This is a genomic window from uncultured Aureimonas sp., assembly GCF_913775355.1.
Lineage (GTDB): Bacteria > Pseudomonadota > Alphaproteobacteria > Rhizobiales > Rhizobiaceae > Aureimonas.
Genome location: NZ_CAJYIU010000233.1, coordinates 1 through 5,420, shown reverse-complemented (window position 1 = coordinate 5,420; position 5,420 = coordinate 1). Strand labels below are relative to the sequence as shown.

Here is a 5,420-nt window from a genome sequence, read left to right as displayed (position 1 = left end):
GGCCGGCGCGGGCCGCCTCGATCGCCGCGTTCAGCGCCAGAAGGTCGGTCTGGCGGGCGATCTCCTGGACGATGCGGATCTTGTCGGCGATGGTGCGCATCGCCTCCACCGAGTTCGCCACCGCCTGCCCGCTCTTTTCGGCGCTCGTCGAGGCCTGCGCCGCGATCTTCTCCGTCGTCGAGGCGTTCTCCGAGTTCTGCCGGATGTTGGCCGCCATCTCCTCCATCGCCGACGACGCCTGCTCGGTCGCCGCCGCCTGTTCGCCGGCCCCCTGGCCGAGGCGCTCGGTGGAGGCCGCCTGCTCCGTCGCGCCCTGGCTCAGCTGCTCGGCGGTCGCCGCCGACTGCTGGGCACCGGCCGCGACCTGCTCGGCCGAGCGCGTCACCTCGGAGACGATGGTGCGCAGGTTCTCGGTCATCGTGTTCATGGCGCGGGTCAGGTCGCCGATCTCGTCGTCGGAGCGCACCGCGACGGTCTGCGTCAGGTCGCCGGCGCCGATGTCCTCGGCAAGCTTCACAGAGCGCTGCAGGCCGCGCGAGATGGTCAGCGCCATCCAGGCCGCCGCCCCCGCGCCGATGGCCAGCGCACCGATCACGATTGCGATCAGCGTGGTGCGGGTGCTTTCATAGTTCGCCTGGGCGCTCGTCACCGAGGACTGCGCGCTCTCGGACGCCTGGCGGGCGAGTTCGTCGAGCCGGTCGCTGAGGGCGCCGAGGGTCGGGGCCACCTTGGTATCGAGGGCCGACTGCGCGTTGGCGAAATCGTTGCGAACGCCGAAGGCCGCGGTCTGCGACAGAACCGTGTCGGCGGCATTCCACTCGGCGCGCAGCTTCTGGACGAGGACGGCCTGGGTGCCGGCCGCGGGGCTCGCGGCCACCGCGTCGAGCTTCGTCGCGAAATCGTTGGTCAGCGCGTCGACGCGGTCGGACGCGCCCTGGATCGCCTGCGCATCGCCAAGAACGACGGCCGAAACGGCGGCAAAGCGCGCCCGCTCCAGACCCGACGCCATGTCGCCGGCAAGGGCCGCCTCGCTGCGCGCACCCGACGCCTCGAAGCCGGACTTCAGCCCAGCCAGATCGGCGAGCAGCGGATCGACGACGGTGCCCACCTCGCGGATCGCCTTGTCGCCCGCACCGTTGTCGGCGCGCTCGAGAAGGGACAGCGTGTCGTCGACCACCGAACGGGCCTTCACCACGGCGGGCGCGAGATCGGCGGCGGCCCGGCGCCCCTCGTCGTCCATGGTCCCGAGCATCAGGGCGCTCTGGTGCTCGATATCCTGCCAGTTCTGCTGAACCGCTCCCTTCAGCTTCGCGATCTCGGCGGCATCGGTGGAGAGGAGGATGCCGACGAGCGCGCGGCGCGTGTCCATCATCGCGACCTTCATCTCCATGTCGCTGCCGAGCTGGCGGAAGGGGCCGGCGGCGAAGTCGGCCATCGACTGGTTGGTCTGGCCGAGGCTGGAGACGCCGAAATAGCCGGCGGTTCCCAGAAGGGCGAGAACCGCTCCGAACGAGCAGATCAGCTTGGTCTTGATGGTGATACGCATCGGAAAGGTCCGGGGTCGGAAGGGAGCCGAGGGGTTCGGGAGGGCAGGCGGGATCGGAGGACGCGTTCAGTTCGGCAGGGATGCGGGGTCGGGCTGCAGCACGGTCTCGAGGTCGAGGAGGACCACGAAGCCGCCGCCGTGGCGCACGACGCCGCGCAGGAAGCGCAGCGGCCAGCGCGTGCCGTTCTCGGGGACGGGCTCGACGGCCGCACGGTCGAGCGAGACGACCTCATGCACGGCGTCGGCCTTGATCGCGACGAAGAAGCCCTCGCCGCCCGTCTCGACGCGCGAGACGATGACGCGCGAGCTTTCGGTGTCGGCGACCGCGGGCATGGCGAAGCGGCGGCGGAGATCGATCAGCGGCATGATGTTGCCGCGCACGTTGACGAGGCCGGGCGCGAAGGCCGGCGCATTGGGCACCGTGGTGACCGGCGGCGGGTCGAGCACCTCGTGCACCGCCTCGACGGCGAGCGCGAAGACGTCCTGCCCGAGCGAGACGGTGAGGAAGTCGACGGGCGGCGCAGCGGCGGCGAGGTCGGGCGCGGCGGCGGGGGCTTGCGTCATCGGTTCGCGCTCCGGCTCAGGCGGCGAGGCGGTCGGCGCGCACGGCGCCCGCCTGCCGGACCAGGGTGTTGATGTCGAGGATCAGCGCCACCGAGCCGTCGCCGAGGATCGTCGCGCCGGCAAGGCCCGGCGTCGCGCGGTGCAGCGGCGAGAGCGGCTTGATCACGGTCTGGTGCTGGCCGACCACCTGGTCGACCACCACGCCGACGCGGCCGGTGTCGGTATCGGCCACCACCACGATCCCGTCCTCGGCCGAGGCGGCGCCGAAGATTGCGTCCATGTGGAAGATCGGCACGATCGTGTTGCGGATGTCAACGAAGTTGCGCCCGCTCGACGTGCGGCACTCGATCGCCGAGAGCTCGACGCATTCCTCGACATTGGCGAGCGGCAGGATGCACTTCGTCTCGCCGACGCGCACGAGGAGCCCGTCGATGATGGCGAGCGTCAGCGGCAGGCGCAGCGTGAAGCGCGTGCCCTGGCCGGGCTCGGTCGCGATCTCGATCGAGCCGTGCAGCTCGCCGATCGTGCGGCGCACGACGTCCATGCCGACGCCCCGGCCGGACAGGTTCGACACGGCGGCCGCGGTCGACAGGCCGGGGTGGAAGATCAGCTCGTCGATCTCGCGGTTCGGCGGCGTCACGCCGTCGGCGACGATCCCGGCGGCGCGCGCCTTTTCGAGGATGCGCTCGCGGTTGAGGCCGGCGCCGTCGTCCTCGATCGTGATGATGACCTCGGTGCCGGACTGGCGGGCCGAAAGGCGCAATGTGCCGCGCTTCGACTTGCCGGCGGCGAGCCGGCGGTCCTGCATCTCGATGCCGTGGTCGATCGAGTTGCGGATGATGTGGACGAGCGGATCGCCGAGGCGGTCGAGCACGGTCTTGTCGAGCTCGGTATCCTCGCCCGACAGGACGAGGTCGATCTCCTTGCCGAGATCGCTCGACAGGTCGCGCACCACGCGCCGGTAGCGCGAGAAGAGCGAGTCGATCGGCAGCATGCGCATGTCCATGGCGCTGTCGCGCAGGTCCGCCGAGATGCGCTCGATCTCCTCGACCACGGCGGTGAGGACGGGGTCGTGGCGCTGGTGGGTGAGGGCGGTGAGGCGCGCCTGCGCGATCACCAGCTCGCCCACTTGGTCTAGCAGCGTGTCGAGGCGCGAGGCCGATACGCGAACGCTCGCCTCCGGCTGCGCCTGGCTCTTCGCCTCGGCCCTTGCCGGCTCGACCTTGGCGGCGGCGGCGGGCGCAACGGCGACCGGCTCGACACTCTCCGGCGCAGGCGCAGGCGCGGCTTCGGCGGCCCCGAGCGCCTCGATCGTGACGGCGCCCGGCTCGTCGACGAAGATGAAGACGTCCTCGATCGCGCCGAGGCCCTGATCGGTGGAAAGGGTGATGCGCCAAGCGAGATACAGCTCGGTCGGCGCGAGGACGGCGAGTTCGGGCACCGCGTCGGTGAGCGCCTCGACCTCGGCCTCGCCCAGCGCGCGCAGCTCGTCGAGGAGCGCCAGCGGGTTGGTGCCGAAGAGGAGCGCGTTGGCGGGCAGGCGCAGCGTGATGACGAAGCGGCTGGTGGTTGGCGCCTGCGGCATGGCGGCGGCGGGCGCGGCGGCCGGCGCGCCGGAGGCCTCGCCGCCGACCGCGGCCTGCAGCGCCTTGACGAGCTCGGCGCTGCGCGCGGCGAGCGCCGGCGCCGGCTCGAACAGGAGGCGGCGGATCTGGTCGGTCGCGGCCAGGAGCACGCCGACGAGGGCGGGCGTCAGCGGCGCCTCGCCCCGGCGCACCCGCTCGAACGCGTCCTCCAGCTTGTGGGCGAAGGCGGCCATGTCGGGCGGGCCGAACATGCCGCCCGAGCCCTTCAGCGTGTGGAGCGCGCGGAAGGTCGTGTTGATGAGTTCGGCATCGTCGGGACGCGCCTCGAGATCAAGGAGCGCCGCTTCCAGCTGCTCCAGGAGGTCGCGTGCCTCGTTCAGAAAGATCTCGACGGCGTTCCCGCTGTTCATGGCATCAGGCCCCGATCAGCTTGTTGACGACGGCCAGAAGGCGGGTCTGGTCGAACGGCTTGACGATCCAGCCCGTGGCGCCGGCCGCCTTGCCGGCCGCCTTCTTGGCGTCGTCGGATTCGGTGGTCAGCATGACAATCGGCATGCCGGCATGCTCGGGCATGGCCCGGATCCTCGAGATCATCGTGATCCCGTCCATGTTGGGCATGTTGAGATCGGTGATCACGAGCGCGAAGCGGTGGCCCGACAGCTTGGAGAGCGCGTCGACGCCGTCCTCGGCCGTGGTCGGCGCGTAGCCGGCCGATTCCAGCGTGAACGACACCATCTGACGGACGCTCGCGCTGTCGTCGACGCAGAGAACGGGCTTGCCCATGGAAACTGACCTTTCTTCGAAATGCTCAGGCGCGAAGGCCGGCGGCCCAGTCGCCAAGGCCCGCACGCGCCAGAAGCGCGGAGACCTCCGCCGAGGGCTTGAGCGTCATGGCGAGGTGGCGCGCTCCAGCCGTGCGCCCGGCCGACACGAGGATCTGGACGAGGCTGATGTCGGCCTCCTCGACGGCGGAGGCGTCGACGAGAAGCCCCTCGCCCGCATGGTCGAGAAGATGCTCGCTCAAGGCGGTTTGGATGGCCTCGGCCTGCGACAGGGTGCAGGTGGACCCGAGCGAGAAGGGCGTCATCAACGTCGGTCCGATCGTTAGGTTGCTTGACGTCCGAAAGTTACCCACCAAAGGTTAAAAGATAGGATTTGAATGAATTGTGCGGGAACCTTCGCGCGATCGCGGCAAGCTACGGCCGAAGACGGATCAACCCTCTGACAGGGCGCCGTTTTCGCCCGAAGGAACGCGAACGGGGCGCCGGCCCATATAGATGTCCCGTCGGCGGCTCCGGGCGGCGACGCACCCGTCCCGGTTGATTCCATCGGCCGACCCCGGCTCGGAATCGGATCAGGGCGCGGACGCCGCCTCCCGTTCCACCGTCTCGCGCAGCCAGCGATGGAACTTTGCGAAGGCCGGTCGCTCGAGACTGCGCGGAGGGTGGAGAAGCGTATAGGGATCGGGCAGCGCGAGGCGGCGCGGCGAGGCGAGTGTCAGGAGACCGGCGCGAAGCTCCCGCTCCACCGCAAAATCGGGCACCAGCGCGACGCCGAGGCCGGCGACCGCCCCTTCCACCACCATCGCGAACTGCTCGAACCGGTGGCCGCGCAGGATGTCGCGCGCGTCGAGCCCGGCCTCGCGGAACCATTCGAGCCAGAGCGTCGGGCGCGTCGCCTGCTGCAGGAGCGGAAGGCCGGTCAGCGCCCCCTCCCCCGCCGTC

The 5,420-nt window shown here is 70.6% G+C and carries 6 protein-coding genes; all 6 read right to left on the bottom strand.

Going from position 1 to position 5,420, the window contains the following annotated elements; genetic code table 11:
• On the bottom strand, positions 1-1,546 hold a 1,546-nt coding region (locus QZ753_RS14215; protein WP_294644493.1), incomplete at its 3' end, for a methyl-accepting chemotaxis protein.
• A 66-nt stretch (positions 1,547-1,612) separates the two neighbouring features.
• Positions 1,613-2,110, bottom strand: a complete 498-nt coding sequence (locus QZ753_RS14210) for a chemotaxis protein CheW (RefSeq protein ID WP_294644491.1) — start codon at positions 2,108-2,110, stop codon at positions 1,613-1,615.
• A gap of 16 nt (positions 2,111-2,126) precedes the next feature.
• Positions 2,127-4,106, bottom strand: a complete 1,980-nt coding sequence (locus QZ753_RS14205; RefSeq protein WP_294644489.1) for a chemotaxis protein CheA — start codon at positions 4,104-4,106, stop codon at positions 2,127-2,129.
• A 4-nt stretch (positions 4,107-4,110) separates the two neighbouring features.
• Complete coding sequence (locus QZ753_RS14200) at positions 4,111-4,479, bottom strand: response regulator (RefSeq protein ID WP_090963109.1); 369 nt, start codon at positions 4,477-4,479, stop codon at positions 4,111-4,113.
• A 25-nt stretch (positions 4,480-4,504) separates the two neighbouring features.
• The gene (locus QZ753_RS14195) at positions 4,505-4,783 is read right to left on the bottom strand and encodes an STAS domain-containing protein (protein WP_294644487.1); all 279 of its coding nucleotides are present in this window, start codon (positions 4,781-4,783) and stop codon (positions 4,505-4,507) included.
• A 267-nt stretch (positions 4,784-5,050) separates the two neighbouring features.
• Positions 5,051-5,420 (bottom strand): LysR substrate-binding domain-containing protein (locus QZ753_RS14190; RefSeq protein WP_294644485.1); only part of this gene is annotated, 370 nt, incomplete at its 5' end.

What these genes read in the sequence shown, in the direction of transcription:
- QZ753_RS14200 (WP_090963109.1), bottom strand. Translation starts at nt 4,479, where the DNA reads ATGGGCAAGCCCGTTCTCTGCGTCGACGACAGCGCGAGCGTCCGTCAG.
- QZ753_RS14205 (WP_294644489.1), bottom strand. Translation starts at nt 4,106, where the DNA reads ATGAACAGCGGGAACGCCGTCGAGATCTTTCTGAACGAGGCACGCGAC.
- QZ753_RS14210 (WP_294644491.1), bottom strand. Translation starts at nt 2,110, where the DNA reads ATGACGCAAGCCCCCGCCGCCGCGCCCGACCTCGCCGCCGCTGCGCCG.
- QZ753_RS14195 (WP_294644487.1), bottom strand. Translation starts at nt 4,783, where the DNA reads ATGACGCCCTTCTCGCTCGGGTCCACCTGCACCCTGTCGCAGGCCGAG.